The following is a 17138-nucleotide window of genomic DNA, read 5'->3' as shown; positions in this document are numbered from 1 at the left end:
GGCATGCGGCTGCGCCGCGGTCCGTCCCCCTCGACGGACCGCGGCGCAGCGTCGGTGGTGGCGTCAGCTGCGGACCGCGCGGGTCACAGCTGCTGCCACAGGGCGGGGACGATCGGCGGCTCCCAGCCGACCTGGGCGGTGTGGCCCTGGATGCAGCGGTAGCTGATCCCGTTGTAGGTCACGACGTCGCCCGCCTGGTAGGTGGTGCCGGCCTTCCAGGTGCCGCCCGGGTTGCCCGGGTCGGTGCCGACGACCAGCGAGAAGGTGCTGGTGTGGGTGGCCGATCCGGTGCCGGTGACGGTGATGGTGTAGGTGCCGGCCGCGGTGGAGGAGGCGGTGGAGACGGTGAGCGTCGCGGAGCCGCCGGACTGCACGGAGGACGGGTTGAAGGAGACCGTGACGCCCGCCGGGGCGCCCGCGGCGGTCAGGTTGACCGTCTGCGCCGAGCCGGAGGTGGTGGCGGTGGAGACGGTCGCGGTGGCGCTGCCGCCGGGGGTGACGGTGGCGCCGGACGGGTTCACCGCGAGGGAGAAGTCGTTGGTCGGCGTGGTGCCGCTGACGGAGGTCTTCCAGATGGTGTAGGCGACGCCGTCGGCGCTGCGGTTGAGGACGGTCGCGTCGACGTTGCCCGTGGTGTCGCAGGACTGGTGGTAGCAGGAGTCGTAGGAACGGCCCGCGGTGCCGCCCCACTTGGCCGCCTGGGCCGAGCTCTTGGTGTCGCTGGCGCCGGCGGCGTACCCCGACGTGGGGATGCCGGCCTGCTGGAAGGAGTAGTCGTCCGAGCGGCCCTGGCCCTCGACGTTCTCCTCCGGCTGGAGGTTGAGGGAGTCCCAGTAGGCCTTCATCGGGGCGGACGCGGCGGAGCCGATGTTGTTGATGAAGTACCCGGCGTTGGGCGAGCCGATCATGTCGAAGTTGTAGTAGGCCTTGATCGCGGAGCGCTGGGTGGAGCTCAGCTGGCCGACGTAGGACTGCGAGCCCTGCAGGCCCTGCTCCTCACCCGTCCACCAGGCGAACCGGACGTGCCGGGTCAGGCCGGGGTTCTGCTGGGCGAGGACGAGGGCGTTCTCCAGCAGGGTGGCGGAGCCGGAGCCGTTGTCGTTGATGCCGGGGCCGGCCGAGACGCTGTCCAGGTGGGCGCCGAACATGGTGACCTGGTCGGTCGGGCCTCCGGGCCAGTCGGCGATCAGGTTGTTGGACTGGTAGGTGCAGGAGGTGCAGGTCTGCTCGGTGACGGTGTAACCGGCCGCCTGCAGCTTGCCCTTGATGTAGGCCAGGGACTGGCTGTGCCCGGCGGTGCCGGCCCGGCGGTTGCCGCCGTTCTGGTTGGCGACGGTGTTCAGCTGGGTCAGGTGGGCCTGCACCTTGGCGACGTCGATGTCGGGTGCGGGCCCGCCGGGGGTGCCGCCGCCGACCGTCAGGGTGTACTGGGCGGTGTGGGTGGCCGCGCCGGCGGTGCCGGTGACGGTGATCACGTACGTGCCCGGGGCCGCCGAGGAGGAGGCCGAGAGGGTCAGCGTGGCGGAGGAACCGGCCTGCACCGACGAGGGGTTGACCGTCGCGGTGACTCCGGCGGGGGCGCCCGAGGCGGTCAGGTTGACGGTCTGCGCGGTGCCGGAGGTGACGGCGGTGCTGATCGTCGCGGTGGCCGACGAGCCGGGCTGGACCGAGCCGGAGGCCGGGCCGAGCGCGAGCGAGAAGTCGTTGTTGCCGGACGGCGTGCAGGTCGGGTCACCGCTCTGGGCGGGGACGCTGACGGCGTCCCAGGCGGCCTTGGCCCGGTTGAAGGTCGTGCAGGACGGGTCCAGGTTCTTGGCCGCGGTCAGGGTGGCGGTGCGGTAGCGCTTGTAGGTCATGCCGCTGGTCTTGAGCAGCATGCCGCCGTAGAAGATCCGGCCGGCGTCCTTGATGCCGACGCCGGTGACGGAGGAGTTGTTGCAGGTGGGGCTGGTGGGCTTGCCGCCGCCCGGGTTGGAGCCCTCGGCGAGCAGGTAGAACCAGTGGTTGAGCGGGCCGGCCGCCGCGTGCACCTCGGTGCTCGGGATGGAGGAGGAGTAGCAGTTGGGGTTGTTGCTCACCAGCGAGGGGTTGTACATGTTCCGGATCGGCCCGTTGCCGACGAGGTTGATCATCTCGCCGACGGTGTAGTCCGGGTTGTCGTACGGGGAGGGCTCGTTGGCGTACGCCTCGGTGAGCGCGCCGAAGATGTCGCCGGTGCCCTCGCCGAGGCCGTTCTCGTTGTTGGCGCCGCCCGGGGTGTACTGGTCGATGCCGTGGCCGAACTCGTGCCCGACCACGTCGATGGCGGCGATCCACTCGTTGGCCTGGCTGTGGCCGATCGATATGGAGCTGCCGTCCCAGTAGGCGTTGACGTCGTTCAGGCCGACCTTGACCGGCCAGCTGCCGCCGTTGCCGTCGTGTCCGTTGCGACCGAGCCAGTCGCGGAGCATGTCCCATTCCTTCTGGGCCGCGAACATCGCGTCGCCGCAGCCGGTCTCCTTGCTGGTGGGGTTGCCGGTGCCCCAGGAGTCGGAGGACTTGCTGAAGACCTGGCCGGTGCTGTAGTCGGAGCAGGTCAGGCCGGGCCGGTTCGGGTCGCGCAGCGAGTAGGAGCCGCCCGAGCCGGTGGTGCTGATGGTGACCGGGGAGGGGCCGTTCCACTTGCTGTTCACGGTGCCGGCGCGGACGTCGTCGTAGGAGTCGATCACCTCACCGCTCGCGGCGTCGACGAAGACGTGCAGCCGGCTCGGGGCGCTCTCGGTGCGGCCGGTCAGCACGGTCTCCCAGGCGAGCCGACCGCCGGAGCCGTCCTTGACCCGGACGACCAGGCGGCGGGAGTCGACCTTGTCCACGGCGGCCAGCCTGGTGCGGGCGGTCTTCTCCGCCTTCGCCGCGCTGACCTGCGGGGTGACCGAGCCGCCGACCGGGCCGGAGGCCGCCGACTGGAGGCCGCGGACCTTGCCCTGGCCGTCGGCGAGCACCACGGCGTCGCCGCCGACGACGGGCAGACCGCGGTAGCTGCGCTCGTACGCGACGGAGTACAGGCCGCCGAGCCAGGGGGTGACGGAGCGGCGCTCGTAGGTCTCGTCCGGGCCCTTGGCGAGGGCGTCCAGGCCGGCCGCGGCGGCCGCGTCGGCGGCGTTCACGGCGGCGGCCAGGGCGCTCGGGGGTGCGGGGGAGGGGGTGGGCGCGGCGGTGGCCGGCCCGGCCGTGGCGGCGATCATTCCGGCCAGCACGGTCAGGGTGGTCGCCGTGGTCAGCAACCGTCCTGTGGAAACTCTGCGTTGCATCGAGGCTCCTCGCATGTGGGGGTCCTCGACCGCGGACGGCAATGGCTGGTGGCGCACCGCAGGGCCGTTTCTGGGGGGACGGCCGTGCGGGCCGTCCGCGCTCGGGTGCCGGAACCCTCACATGGCGTCATGCTCGGGTCAATGGCTGGTGCAAGCGGTGAATAGGGTTGGCAAATTCCGTCAAGCTGCGGTTTTCCCCCAGTGGTTGAGACCACGTCATGTACGGAACGGGTGCCATCGAGTACCGTCCTCCTCGTCGGAAGGCGAGTGCAGGGCCGGGGGACGCGACCTGGGGAGGCAGCCGTGCATCGGAACCGCGTGGCCGCGGCGCGGGCGTCCGCACCCCCGTCCGCACCCCCGCCGCCGGCCCTCCCGAGCCCGTCGGCCGCCTCCCCGGCCACCGTCCAGGACCCGGGCGCCTGGCGCGAGTTCGGGGCCCGGATGCGCCACTGGCGGCGCCGGACCGGCCTCACCCAGGCCCAGCTCGGCGCCCACATCGGCTACGACCACACCGCCGTCAGCAAGATCGAGCACGGCTCCCGCCGGGTCACCCCCCGGATCGCCGACCGGATCGACGAACTCCTCGGCGCGGGCGGTGAGCTGCGCGCAGCCTGTCTGCGCGCCGAGACCGCCGAACTGGCCGTGCCCGCGCCGCTCGCCCCCGGACTGCTGCGCCCCCCGCTGCCCGCCGCCGGCACCGGACCCGCCGGTCCGGCGCGCTGGCCGGCGCCGATCGGCCCGCCGCGGCGGCTGCCGGACTACGGCCTGCTCTGCCCGCTGCACGGGGCGGACGGCTGTGCCGTCCCCGAGCCCGTCGAACTCGCCGCCCTGCACGCGGAGTTCTGTGCCGCCCCGTCCACCGTCGCGCCGTCGCTGGACGCCGACACCGCGCACGCCCTGACCGGACTGCTCGCCGCCCACCTGCGCTCCGGGGAGGCCGGCGGTCTGCCGGGCCTGGCGGCCGCCGTCGAGCGCACCCTGCACGCGGTGCTCGCCCGGCTCGCCGCGGCGCCTCCCGCGCAGCGTGGCCCACTGGCCCGGCTGGCCGCCGAACACGCCCACGCCGCAGGCGCGTTGCGGATGCAGGACGGCCGCAACGCGACCGCGATGGCCTGCTTCGACCGGGCACTGGGCTGGGCCGAACTCGCCGGGGACCAGGCCACCCAGGTCGCCGCGCTCAGCGACATGAGCACCCTCGCCCGGCTCGACGGCGATCCGGCCAGCGCCCTCGGCTACGCCCGGGAGATCGGCCGGGCCGCCCCCGGCCGGCACTGGTCGGGGGCGATGGGCCAGATCGGCCAGGCCCGCGCGCACGCCCTCGCGGGCGAGGTCCGGGACACCGTCCGGGCCATCGGCCGTGCGCGGCTGCACCTGGACCACATCGGCGACCGGGACGAGGACGACGCGCCCTGGCTCTCCATCGCCTCGATGCGGCTGCGGGTGGAGGCCGCCGCCTCGGCCGCCCTGCGCGACCTCGCCGCGGTGGTGGACGATCCCCGGCTGGCCCGGCGCGCACTGGCCGCCGCCGAGACCGCGCTCGGCCTGCTCGGGCCGGACCAGCTGCCGTCCAGCCGCCTGCTGTTCACGGTCCGGATGGCGGACTGCCACGCCTGCGCGCACGACCCGCAGACGGCCGTGGAGCTGCTCGGTCCGGCGCTGGAGGCCGCCCCGATCGAGGCCCTCCCGGCCCTGGTCGGCCACGAGCTGCGGGGGCTGCGCGACCGGCTGGCGGCGCAGCGCCCCGGCGCCGCCTGGCGGCTGGAGGCGTTCACCCCCCTCGCCTCCGGGCGCCCCTGACCCGCGCCGCGCTCCGGAATCTCCGTCGCCTGCCGGGGAATGCGCCCCCTTCACGCCGGAGCGATGTCAACTCTGTGCACGGATCTTCCGCCGATCGGGTCATTCATGGCGTTAGCACGTCGAATGACTGACCCTGCTGGCGGCTCCCGCTAGAGTCTCTGACGATTCCAGTCGTTAGTCCGCGAAGAACCAAGGGGGCGCGTGCTGTCCGCCATCGCACGCCGGCTCGCTCATCCGCTTCTGCTCCTGGGGGTGCTGTGCACGGCCGTCGCCACGCTGCACTTCCACTGGGAACCCGACCGGGTGTCCCCGCTCGTGCTGGTCGGCGTCATCGGGTACCTGGCGGTGCTGGAACGCGTCATTCCGTACCGGGCCGACTGGCACCCGAGCCGGCGTGAACTCGGCTGGTACGTGGCCTACTTCGCGCTGAGCATGGTCGGCGGCGGGCTCGCCCAGGGGCTGGTCACCGCGCTGGTGGAGCTGCTCGGGCCGGCCCGCCCGGCGCTCCCGTTCGCGGCGGAGATCCCGCTGGCACTGCTGGTCGGCTCGCTCGGCGACTACCTGGTCCACCGGTGGTCCCACCGCAACCGCTGGCTCTGGCGGCTGCACGGCGTGCACCACGTGCCGGACAAGGTGAACGTCGCGAACAACGGGGTGAACCATTTCCTCGACGTGTTCGTCGCGCAGTCCGTGGTCCAGCTCTCGCTGGCGCTGATCGGATTCTCCGCGGAATCTGTGTTCGTGGTCGGAATATTCATCATCGCCCAGGGGTATTTCGTCCACGCCAACATCGACGTCCGCCTCGGCCCGCTCGGCCACCTGCTCGCCGGCCCCGAACTCCACCGCCTGCACCACAGCACCGAGCTCGGCGAGGCCGGGCACTTCGCCTCCGACCTCTCGCTGTGGGACCACGTGTTCGGCAGTTTCACCTGGCGCCCCGGCCGGGTGCCCACCGCCGTCGGTCTCGCCGACCCGGCCGCCTTCCCGGCCACCGGCGAGCTGGGCGCCACCCTGCTGCACCCCTGGCGCCGGGTGAACCCCACCGAACCGACCGTCTGACCCGGCCCGCGAGGCCACCTCCTCCGCCCGTGTCCGCGCCGCCACGCCCTCACCCCCGGATTGGACCATGACCACCTCGCCCCTCGCCGTGCCCCGCGACCGGATCGCGATCACCGGCATCGGCTGCCGCCTGCCCGGACACGCCAACGACCACCGGGCCTACTGGCGCAACCTCGTCGAGGGCCGGGACTGCCTCACCGCGACACCCGCCGACCGCTACGACACCGCCACCCTGGGCAGCCGGGACAGGTCCAAACCCGGGCGGCTGACCGGCGGCCGCGGCGGCTACGTCGACGGCTTCGACACCTTCGACCCGGACTTCTTCGGGATCAGCCCGCGCGAGGCCGCCCACATGGACCCGCAGCAGCGCAAGCTCCTGGAGGTCAGCTGGGAGGCCCTGGAGGACGGCGGCCTGCGCCCCGGCGACCTGGCCGGCCGCGACGTCGGCGTCTACATGGGCGCCTTCACCCTGGACTACAAGATCCTCCAGTTCGCCGACCTCGACTTCGGCACCCTCGCCGCGCACACCGCCACCGGCACCATGATGACGATGGTGTCCAACCGGATCTCGCACTGCCTCGACTTCCGCGGCCCCAGCGTCTCGATCGACACCGCCTGCAGCTCCTCCCTGGTCGCCGTCCACCTCGCCTGCCAGGGCCTGCTCCGTGGCGAGACCGAACTCGCGCTGGCCGGCGGCGTGTTGCTGCACATGGCGCCGCAGTACACGATCGCCGAGACGAAGGGCGGCTTCCTCTCCCGGGACGGCCGCTCGCGCGCCTTCGACGCCTCCGCCGACGGCTACGTCCGCGCCGAGGGCGTCGGCGTGGTCGTCCTCAAACGACTCGCGGACGCGCTGCGCGACGGCGACCCGGTGCACGCCGTCGTCCTCGGCAGCGGCGTCAACCAGGACGGTCGCACCAACGGCATCACCGTCCCCAGCGCCGACGCCCAGGTCGCCCTGATCGAACGGGTCTGCGCGGAGGCGGGCGTGCTCCCCGGCAGCCTGCAGTACGTCGAGGCGCACGGCACCTCGACCCCGGTCGGCGACCCGATCGAGGCGGCCGCCCTGGGCCGGGTGCTCGGCGTCGGCCGCCGCCCCGGCGCCCGCTGCTACGTGGGCTCGGTGAAGACCAACATCGGGCACGCCGAGGCCGCGGCCGGGGTCGCCGGACTGATCAAGACCGCCCTCGCCCTCGAACACCGGCGGATCCCGCCGCACCTCAACCTGGAACGCCCCAACCCGGGCATCGACCTGGCCGCGCTCCCCTTCGACGTCCCGACCACCGCCGTCGACTGGCCCGAGCACGACGGACCGGCCCGGGCCGGCGTCAACTCCTTCGGCTTCGGCGGGACCAACGCGCACGTCCTGCTGGAGGAGCCGCCCCGGCCCACGCCCGCCGCGCCCGTGCCGCACCCCGCCCGCACGGTGCTGCCGCTCAGCGCCAGGGACGCCGCCGCGCTGCCCGAACTCGCCGCCGGCGTACGGCGGGAGCTCGCCGCCGGGGTGTCGCTCGCCGACCTCGGCCACACCCTCGCCCACCGCCGCCAGCACCTGCCCGAACGGCTCGCGGTCGGCTACGCCACCCGGCAGGACCTGGACGCGGCACTGGCCGCCTGCGAACGCGGCGAGGCCCACCCGCAGGTCGCCCGGGGCCGCGCCAGAGCGCGCGAACAGCGCCGGCTCGCCTGGGTGTTCACCGGCATGGGCCCCCAGTGGTGGGGCATGGGCCGCGGCCTGTACGCGAGCGAGCCGGCCTACCGGGAGGCCGTCCGGGCCTGCGACCGGGAGATCCGGGAACAGGCCGGCTGGTCGCTCCTGGCGGAACTGGAACGCGACGAGGCCGACTCCCGGATGGCCGAGACCTGGCTCGCCCAGCCCGCCAACCTCGCCGTCCAGCTGGGTCTCTCCGCGCTCTGGCGCAGTCGCGGGCTGCACCCCGACGCCGTCGTCGGGCACAGCACCGGCGAGGTCGCCGCCTTCCACGAGGCCGGCGTCTACGACCTCGCCGACGCCGTGCGGGTGGTGCTGGCCCGCAGCCGGCTGCAGCAGCGGCTGGCCGGCACCGGCACGATGCTCGCCGTCGGCCTGCCGGAGGAGCAGGCGCAGCGACGGATCCGCCCGCACCGCACCCGGGTCTCGCTCGCGGCCGTCAACAGCCCCTCCGCCGTGACCCTCGCCGGTGACACCGAGGCGCTGCGCGAACTCGCCGACGAGCTGCGCGCGGAGGACGTCTTCGCCCGCCTCCTGGACGTCGAGGTCCCGTACCACAGCGTGCGGATGGAGCCGATCCGGGAGGAGCTGACCGCCGCGCTGGCCGCGCTCGCGCCCGGCGAGGCCCGGCTGCCGCTCTACCTCACCGCCCGCGACGGCCTCGCCCGCGGCCCGGAGCTGGACGCCGGGTACTGGTGGCACAACGTCCGCAACCCGGTGCGCTTCCGTGCCGCCGTCGAGCGGATGGCCGGGGACGGGATCGGCCTCTTCCTGGAGGTCGGCCCGCACCCGGTGCTCGGCCACGCGATCCGCGAGTGCGTCGACGGCGCGCACACCCTGGCCTCCCTCCGGCGCCGCGCGGACGAGGACGCGTGCGTCACCCGCACCCTCGCCGAACTGCACACCCTGGGCGTCGAACCGGCCTGGGACGCGCTGCACCCGGCCGGCCGCCCGGTGCCGCTGCCCGCCTACCCCTGGCGGCGCGACCGGTACTGGGCCGAGCCGGACGCCGTCCGGAAGGTCCGCCTCGGCGAGGTCGACCACCCGCTGCTCGGCCGCCGCACCGCGAACGCCCAGCCCACCTGGACCACCGCGCTCGACCCGGAGCACCTGCCCTACCTGGCCGACCACCGGATCGAGGGCCGGGTGGTCTTCCCCGCCGCGGGGTACCTGGAGATGGCGGCGCAGGCCGTCCGCGCCCTGACCGGCGGCACCGAGGTGGTGCTCGCCGAGGTCGAGCTGAACCGGGCCCTGTTCCTCTCCGAGGCCGAGCCCACCCCCGTCCAGTTCGGCTACGCCCCGGAGGACGCCCGCTTCACCGTCACCTCCACCCCCGCCGGCGGCGAGCCCGCGGTGCACGCGAGCGGCCGGATCCGCACGGGCCAGCGCCTCGCCCACGGCCCGGTGCTGGACGCCGAAGCGGTCCGGGCCCGGACCAGCCGGCTCGACGGCCCGGACTGCTACCGGCTGCTGGCCGCCCGCGGCTACGACTACGGGCCCGCCTTCCGGGCCGTCCAGGAGGTCTGGGTCGGCCCGGGCGAGGCCCTGGCCCGGATCGGCCCGGCCGATGGGCTCGGGCCCGCGGCGGGCGAGCACCACGCGCACCCGGTGCTGCTCGACGCCTGCTTCCAGACCCTGCTCGCCGCCCGGACGGCCGCGCCCGACGACGGCGGCGTACGGCTGCCCGTCGCCATCGAGGAGGTCCGCCTCGACGCGTTCGGCGACCGCCCGCTCTGGGCGCACGCCACCGTCACCCGCGACGACGGCCGCGACGTCGTCGGCGACCTCGCCCTCTACGCCGAGGACGGCACCCCGCTCGGCCGGATCACCGGCTTCCGGGCCGCCGACGTCGCCCGGGCCCCGGGATCGGTCGGCCTCGCCACCATCGACGGCTGGCTCACCGAACCCGTCTGGCTGGACGCCCCCGCCGCCGCCGACCCCGAACACCCCGGCGACCTGCTGCTGTTCGCCGACGCCGGCGGCCTCGCCGAGCGGCTCGCCGCGCTCGCCGCCGAACGCGGCTCCCGCTGCCACCTCGTCCGGCCCGGCGCCGCCCACCACCGCGGCGACACCGGGTCGACCGTCCGCCCGGACTCCACCGAGGACCTCACCCGGCTGCTCGAAGGGCTCGACCCCGGCTACCGCACCGTCGTCCACCTGTGGAACCTCGACCAGCCCGCGCTGGACGCCGCGGAGACCGGGCAGCTGGACGGCCTCGCCACCCTCGGCGCGTACTCGCTGATCGCCCTCGCCCGGGCGCTGCCCGCCGCCCGCCCCGACGCCCGGCTGCACGTCGTCACCCGGGGCGCCCAGGCCACCGCCCCCGGCGAACGGGCCGAACCGCTCGCCGCCCCCGCCTGGGGCGTCGGCCGGGTGCTCTGGCAGCAGGAGCTCACCGCCCAGCGCGGCACCCTGATCGACCTCGACCCCGGCGCGGACCATGCCGACCAGGTCGAGGCGCTGCTCGACGAACTCGGCGCCCGGGACGAGCAGGAGATCGCCCTGCGGGCCGGCCGCCGCCGCACCTGCCGGCTGCGCCCGGCCGAGGGCCTCACCCGCCCGCTGCCCCCGGTGCTCCGGGCGGACGGCTGCTACCTCGTCACCGGCGCCTTCGGGGCGCTCGGCCGACTGCTCTGCCGCACCCTGGTGCGCCGCGGCGCCCGCCGGCTGGTGCTGCTCGGCCGCACCGCGCTGCCCGACCGGCGGCAGTGGCGGCACACCGACCCGGACAGCCCGGCCGGCCGGCGGATCGCCTTCCTGCGCGAGCTGGAGGCGCTCGGTGCCGAACCCCTGCTCGCCGCCGTCGACGTCACCGACGGGACCGCCCTCGCCGACTGGCTGGCCGACCACCGAGAGCGCGGGCTGCCGCCCGTGCGCGGCGTCTTCCACCTCGCCGGTCAGGTCAAGGACGTGCTCGTCCCGCAGATGGACCGGCCGGCCTTCGACGCCGGCTACCGCCCGAAGGTGGTCGGCGGCCACCTGCTGCACCGGCTGCTGCGCGACGAACCGCTCGACCACTTCGTGCTGTTCTCCTCCGTCGCCGCGCTGCTCACCACCGCCGGGCAGACCAACTACGCCGCCGGCAACGCCTTCCTGGACGCCCTCGCCCACCACCGCCGGGCCGCCGGCCTGCCCGCGCTCAGCCTCGACTGGGGCCCGTGGGCCACCGGCATGATCGAGGAGCTCGGCCTCGTCGCCCACTACCGCGACGCCCGCGGCATGAGCTCGCTCCCGCCGGAGGCCGGCGCCGCCGTGCTGGAGCGGGTCCTCGGCCAGGACCGCGCCCAGCTGCTGGTGGCCACCGTCGTCGACTGGCCGACCTTCCTCGCCTGGTACCCGGCGCCGCCGCCGCTGGTCGCCGAGCTCGCGGCGAGCGCCGCCGAGCGGGCCCCGGCCGGAACGGACGGCTTCCTGGACGCCTACCGCTCCGCCGACCCGCCCGCCCGCCGGCAGCTGCTGGCCGAGCGGTTCACGGCCGCCGCCGCCGGCGTGCTGCGGATCGGCGCCGAACGGATCGACCAGGGCACCAGGCTCGGCGCGCACGGCCTGGACTCGCTGCTCGCGATGGAGCTGCGCGCCCGGGTGCACGGTGAACTCGGCGTCGCCCTGCCCGTGGTGGCGCTGCTCAGCAACGGCACCGTCGGCGACCTGGTCGAGCTGCTCGGCGAGGGGCTGGCCGAGCAGCTCGCCGCCGGGGGCGGCCCGGAGCACGCCGAGGTCGAGCTGCACACCGACGAGTCCCGCTACCCGCTCACCCACAACCAGCAGGCGCTCTGGTTCCTGCGCCAGCTCCACCCGGACGGCTACGCCTACAACATCGGCGGGGCCGTCGAGGTGCACGCCGAGCTCGACCCGGAGCTGGTCTTCGCCGCATTCCGCACCCTCGTCGACCGGCACCCCGGGCTCCGGGCCGCCGTCACCGCCGAGCAGGGCCGCCCCGTCCAGCGGATCCGCCCCGAGGCCGTCGCCGACACCGGGCTGTTCGACGTCGAGGGCCGGCCCTGGGAGGAGGTCCACGCACTGATCGTCGCCGAGTACCGCCGGCCGTACGACCTCGCGGAGGACCCCCTGGTGCGGCTGCGGCTGTTCCGGCGCGGCCCGGAGCGCTGGGTGCTGATGAAGGCCGTCCACCACATCGTCTCCGACGCGATCTCCACCTTCACCTTCATCGAGGAGCTGTTCGAGGTCTACGAGGCGCTGCGCCGCGGACGCACCCCCGAACTGCCCCCGGTCGCCGCCCGCTACCTCGACTTCCTCAACCACCAGAACCGCTTCCTGGCCGGTCCCGAGGCGCAGCGGATGCTCGACTACTGGCGCGGCCACCTGCCGTCCCCGGTGCCGGTGCTCGCCCTGCCCACCGACCGGCCCCGGCCCGCGGTGCAGACCCACAACGGCGCCTCGGAGTTCTTCCGGCTCGACGCCGAGCTCACCGCCCGCGTCCACGACCTGGCCCGGGCCCACCACGCGACCCCGTTCATGGTGCTGCTCAGCGCCTACTACCTGCTGCTGCACCGCTGGTCGGGCCAGTCCGACATCGTGGTCGGCAGCCCCGTCACCGGGCGCACCCAGGAGGAGTTCGGCTCCGTCTACGGCTACTTCGTCAACCCGCTGCCGCTGCACGTCAGCCTGGCCGGGGAGCCCGGGGTGGCCGAGCTGCTCGCCCGGGTGCGGCGGAGCGTGCTCGGCGGGCTGGACAACCAGGAGTACCCCTTCCCGCTGCTGGTCGAGCAGCTCGGGCTGCAGCACGACCCCAGCCGCTCCGCGGTGTTCCAGGCGATGTTCATCCTGCTCACCCACAAAGTCGCCGTGGAGCGCTTCGGGTACCGCCTGGAGTACATCGAACTCCCCGAGGAGGAGGGGCAGTTCGACCTGACCCTGTCGGCCTACGAGGACCGCGCGGACCACAGCTTCCACTGCGTGTTCAAGTACAACTCCGACCTCTTCGACGCCGCCACCGTCCAGCGGCTCGCCGCGCACTACCGCACCCTGCTGGACGCCATGACCCGGGCCGGCGACGACCGCCCCGTCGGCCGGCTGCGGATGCTCGAGGACACCGAACGCCGGCGCATCCTCGACGGGTTCAGCGGCGCCGGCCGGCGCCTGGAGCACGACACCCCGGTGCCCGAGCTGATCGCCAAGGCCGCCGCCGGGCACCCCGAGGCGCTCGCCGTCGCCGCCCCCGGGCCGTCCGGCACCCGGCGGCTCGGCTACGGCGAACTCGACCGCAGGGCGCACCGGGCGGCCCTGCGGCTACGCGAACTCGGGGTCGTCGAGGGCTCGGTGGTCGCCGTCTGCCTGGACAAGTCGCCCGAGCTGATCACCGCGCTGCTGGCGGTCTGGCGGGCCGGCGCCGCCTACCTGCCGCTCGACCCCGGACACCCGGCCGACCGGCTCGCCCACCAGGTGGCCGACGCCGGAGCCGTCCTGGTCGTCGTCGACGAGCGGCGCCCGCCCGGCGCCGACCTGCCCGCCCGGCCGGTCACCCTGGAGGAACTCGACCGGCCCGCGGCCGAGGGCCCGCCGCTGCCCGCCGCCGACCCGGACCGGGCCGCCTACGTCATCCACACCTCCGGCTCCACCGGCCGCCCGAAGGCCGTCCGGGTCGACCACCGCAACCTCGCCGCGGTCACCGCGGGCTGGCGCGCCGAGTACCGGCTGGACACCGAGGCCCGGGTGCACCTCCAGATGGCCGGGACGGCCTTCGACGTGTTCTCCGGCGACCTCGCCCGGGCGCTGAGCACCGGCGGCACCCTCGTCCTGGTCGACCGCGACCTGCTCTTCGACACCGCCCGGCTGCACCGCACCATGCGCGAGGAGGCCGTCGACTGCGCCGAGTTCGTGCCCGCCGTCGCCCGCGCCCTGCTGGCCCACTGCGAGCGCGAGGGCCTGCGGCTGGACTTCCTGCGCCTGCTGGCCGTCGGCTCGGACTCCTGGAAGGCCGCGGAACACCGGCGGCTGCGCGCCCTGTGCGGGCCGGACACCCGGCTCGTCAACTCCTACGGCCTGACCGAGGCCACCATCGACACCAGCTACTACGAGGGCACGGCCGAGGGCCTCGAACCCGGCCGGATGGTGCCGATCGGCCGGCCGTTCCCCAACAGCGAGCTCTACATCCTCGACCGCTACGGCGAACCGGTGCCGCCCGGCGTGGCCGGCGAACTGTGGGTCGGCGGCGCCGGGGTGGCGGCCGGCTACCCCAACGACCCCGGGCAGACCGCCCGGCGGTTCACCGCCCTGGACCTCGACGGCACGCCCACCCGGCTCTACCGCACCGGCGACCTCGGCCACTGGGACGCGCACGGCACCGCGCACCTGCTCGGGCGGATCGACAACCAGGTCAAGGTGCGCGGCCACCGGATCGAGATCGGCGAGATCGAGGCCCACCTCACCGCCCGCCCCGAGCTCGCCCAGGCCTGTGTGACGGTCCGTCAGGACGGTGCGGGGGAGAGCGTGCTGTCCGCCTACCTCGTCCCGGCCGAAGGGGCCGTGCTGGACCGCCGGGAACTCCGCCGCCACCTCGCCGAACACCTCCCCACCGTGATGATCCCCGCCCACCTCACCGAACTGCCCGCCCTGCCGCTCACCCCCAACGGCAAGGTCGACCTCGCCGCCCTGCCCGAACCGGTGGTCGACACCGGCGACGCCCGGGACGAACCGCCGGTCACCCTCTACGAGATCCGCACCGCCGAACACTGGAAGGCGCTGCTCGGGCTCGACGAAGTCGGCCTCCAGCACGACTTCTTCGAACTCGGCGGCAGCTCCATCCGGCTGATCGAACTGATCCACCACCTGCAGACCGAGTTCAACGTCGGCATCCCGGTCGGCCAGCTCTTCAAGGTCACCACGCTGCACGGCATGGCCCGCACCCTGGAACAGATCATCACCGGCGAACTCGAAGGCGGCCAGCCCCACCTGTGGTTCAACCCGCAGGCACCCGAGGACCGCACGGTCCTCTGCTTCCCGCCCGCAGGCGGCCACGGACTGGTCTACCGCCAGCTCGCCGGCCACCTGCCCGGCCACCGCCTCGCCGCCTTCAACTACCTCACCGGCGACGACAAGACCGCCCGCTACGCCGACCTGGCCGAGGCCCTGCACCCGGCCGGCCCGTACGTCCTGCTCGGCTACTCGCTCGGCGGCAACCTCGCCTTCGAGGTTGCCGCCGAGCTCGAACGCCGCGGCCGGACCGTCCGGTCCGTCCTGATGGTGGACTCCTACCGGATCCCCGAACCCTTCACCCTCGGCGAGGACCACGTGGCCGCCTTCGAACGCGAGCTGCACGAGCACCTGCACCGCCACACCGGCTCCCGGATCGTCGCCCGGGAGACCCTCGAACAGGCCCGGGACTACCTGGAGTTCTGCAGCCGGACCCCCAACCTGGAGACCGTCGACGCACACCTGCACGTGGTCTGCGAACGCGACCGGCTCGCCCTGCACACCGGCGGCGAACCCGGCTCGTGGCAGGGCTCCTCCACCTCCGGCACCACCGTGCACGCCGGGCACGGCAGCCACGCCGAGATGCTGGACGCCGAGTACGCCGCCCGCAACGCCGAACTGGCGGGCGCCATCCTGGCCGGAGGCGCCGCCGATGACCGCCCCTGACCGCGGACCGGACTGGTCAGACCGGCGGCGCGCCGGCGGCGGCCCGCCCCGGGTCATCGTGGTCGGCGCCGGCATCGGCGGCCTCGCCACCGGCTGCTACGCCCAGATGAGCGGCCTGGAGACCCGGATCTTCGAGAAGCACGTGCTGCCCGGCGGCTGCTGCACCGCGTGGTCCCGGCGCGGCTACCTGTTCGACTACTGCATCGACTGGCTCATCGGCACCGCCGAGGGCACCGGCGCCCACCAGGTCTGGCGGGAACTCGGAGCCCTCGACGGCAAGACCGTCACCCGCTTCGACGTCTTCAACCGCGTCGTCGACGAACACGGCCGGGCCGTCACCTTCTTCGCCGACCCCGACCGGCTCGAAGCCCACCTGCTCGACCTCGCCCCCGGCGACGCCCGGCCGATCCGCTCCTTCTGCCGGGACCTGCGCCGCTTCGCCGCGCTCGACCTGCCCTGGGAGCTCACCCCACCGCCGCTGCGCGGGCCGGCCGAACGGCTGCGGACCCTGCGCGCCGTGCTGCCGGCCTTCCGGCTGTTCTGGCGCACCGCCACCACCCCGATGCGCGGCTTCGCCGACCGCTTCCAGGACCCACTGCTGCGCCGGGCCCTGCCCAACGTGTTCCTCCAGGAACCGGCCGGCTTCCCGCTGCTGCCCTACCTGTACACCCTGGCCGCCGCGCACAACGGCAACGCAGGCTTCCCACAGGGCGGTTCGCTCGGCCTGGCCCGCTCCGTCGAGGAGCGCTACACCTCGCTCGGCGGGGTGATCGGCTACCGCTGCCGGGTCGACCGGATCCTCGTCGAGGGCGGCCGAGCCGTCGGCGTCCGGCTCCGGGACGGCACCGAGCACTACGCCGACCACGTCGTCGCCGCCTGCGACGGCCCGACCGTCCTCGACCGGCTGCTGGACGGCCGCTGGTCCAGCCCCACCACCGACCGGCTGTACGGCGAACTGATCGACCGGCCCGGCAACCTCTACCCGGCGGTGGTCTCCGCCTTCGTCGGCGTCCGCGGCGGGCTGCCGGAGGGCGAACCGCACAGCACCACCTACCTGCTGGGCCCCGAGCAGGGCGCCCGGCTGCCCGGCTCGCTCCAGCACAGCCTGGTCGTCCAGCTGCGCTCCGCCTACGCGGAGGGCTTCGCGCCCGCCGGCCGGTCCGTGCTGCACTGCACCTACTTCAGCGACCACCGCAGCTGGAAGGAGCTGCGCGTCCGCGACCGCCGCGCCTACCGGGCCCGTAAGCAGGAAGTCGCCTCCTTCGTCCGGGAGTTCCTCGACCGGACGTACCCCGGGCTGGGCCGCCGGATCGAACTCGTCGACGTCGCCTCGCCCGTCACCACCGAACGCTTCACCGGCAACACCCGCGGCAGCATCCTCGCCTGGCAGGCCTTCTCCGAGGCCGAGGACGCCGCCAACCGGCTGGTCAACCGGGACCGCATGCGGCTGCCCGGACTGCGCGGCTTCTCCATGGCCGGGCAGTGGGCCGGCCTCGGCGGCCTGATCCGCGCCGCGACCAGCGGCCGGTACGCCGCCCAGTACCTCTGCCGCGAACTCGGCCGGCCCTTCCGGGCCTGGCCCAGCGACAACCAGGAACCCTGGCACGCCGGAAAGCTGGGCCGGCTGCCACAACTCGACCGGGTCACCACGGGAGTACCGGAATGAGCACGGGCAGGCGGAC

General features: G+C 74.5%; 5 protein-coding genes. 4 read left to right on the top strand and 1 reads right to left on the bottom strand.

What is annotated here, in order from left to right:
• Positions 1-83 precede the first annotated feature (83 nt).
• Positions 84-3290: a M28 family peptidase gene (locus ACFYUY_RS09760; RefSeq protein ID WP_387899724.1), complete on the bottom strand. Its 3207-nt coding sequence runs from the start codon at positions 3288-3290 to the stop codon at positions 84-86.
• A 303-nt stretch (positions 3291-3593) separates the two neighbouring features.
• Here ACFYUY_RS09760 and ACFYUY_RS09755 point away from each other — a divergent pair, with 303 nt between their 5' ends.
• The 4 genes from ACFYUY_RS09755 (at position 3594) to ACFYUY_RS09740 (ending at position 17122) form a co-directional block, all read left to right on the top strand.
• The gene (locus ACFYUY_RS09755) at positions 3594-5087 is read left to right on the top strand and encodes a helix-turn-helix domain-containing protein (protein ID WP_387899722.1); all 1494 of its coding nucleotides are present in this window, start codon (positions 3594-3596) and stop codon (positions 5085-5087) included.
• 201 nt (positions 5088-5288) lie between these two features.
• Positions 5289-6146, top strand: coding sequence for a sterol desaturase family protein (locus tag ACFYUY_RS09750; protein WP_387899721.1), 858 nt, complete (start codon positions 5289-5291; stop codon positions 6144-6146).
• A 67-nt stretch (positions 6147-6213) separates the two neighbouring features.
• The gene (locus ACFYUY_RS09745) at positions 6214-15456 is read left to right on the top strand and encodes an amino acid adenylation domain-containing protein (RefSeq protein WP_387899719.1); all 9243 of its coding nucleotides are present in this window, start codon (positions 6214-6216) and stop codon (positions 15454-15456) included.
• Positions 15443-17122 (top strand): phytoene desaturase family protein, encoded by a 1680-nt coding sequence (locus ACFYUY_RS09740; protein ID WP_387899718.1) that lies wholly within the window; start codon positions 15443-15445, stop codon positions 17120-17122. Before ACFYUY_RS09745 ends, ACFYUY_RS09740 begins: the two co-directional genes overlap by 14 nt.
• Positions 17123-17138: the final 16 nt, after the last annotated feature.

This window comes from Kitasatospora sp. NPDC004745, assembly GCF_042873275.1.
In the GTDB taxonomy this organism is placed as follows: domain Bacteria; phylum Actinomycetota; class Actinomycetes; order Streptomycetales; family Streptomycetaceae; genus Kitasatospora.
This window is presented reverse-complemented; position numbering and strand designations above follow the sequence as displayed.

Coding starts and splice junctions, on each gene's coding strand:
- ACFYUY_RS09760 (WP_387899724.1), bottom strand. CDS start 3,290: ATGCAACGCAGAGTTTCCACAGGACGGTTGCTGACCACGGCGACCACC.
- ACFYUY_RS09745 (WP_387899719.1), top strand. CDS start 6,214: ATGACCACCTCGCCCCTCGCCGTGCCCCGCGACCGGATCGCGATCACC.
- ACFYUY_RS09740 (WP_387899718.1), top strand. CDS start 15,443: ATGACCGCCCCTGACCGCGGACCGGACTGGTCAGACCGGCGGCGCGCC.